The 341-nt window shown below is 47.8% G+C and carries 1 protein-coding gene; it reads left to right on the top strand.

The genetic code is table 11. The annotated features are described in order from the left end of the window. The coding region (locus tag KH400_RS30370) for a hypothetical protein (protein WP_217228644.1) at positions 1 to 294 on the top strand (294 nt) is incomplete at its 5' end. Between the last annotated feature and the right edge of the window lie 47 nt (positions 295 to 341).

The raw sequence follows: 341 nt of genomic DNA, 5'->3' as shown, positions 1-341 counted from the left end.
AGAAGAAGAGGGAAGAGAAAAGGGGGGAAGGGGAGAGAAGAAAGGGAGAAAAGGGAAGAAAAGAAGAGGGGGGGGGGGAGAAGAGGGAGAGGGAAGGGGGAAAAAGGGAAAAGAGGGAGGAGAAAGGAGAGGGAAAGAGAAGGGAGAAAAAAAGGGAAAAAAGAGAGAAGGAAGAGGGGGGGGAGAAGGGGAGGAAAGAGGGAAAGAAGGAGGGAGGGAGAGAGGGAAGGAAAAGAAAGGGGAGAAAAAAGAGGGAGGAGGAAGGAGGGAAAAGGAGGGGAAAGAAATGAGTAGTGTTTATGTTTTTAGGTGTTATAATATTGGATTTGAAAGAAATGAGG

The organism is Desertibacillus haloalkaliphilus, assembly GCF_019039105.1.
GTDB lineage: Bacteria > Bacillota > Bacilli > Bacillales > KJ1-10-99 > Desertibacillus > Desertibacillus haloalkaliphilus.
The sequence above is the reverse complement of the archived record's forward strand: the minus strand, read 5'-3'. Positions and strand labels throughout refer to the sequence as shown.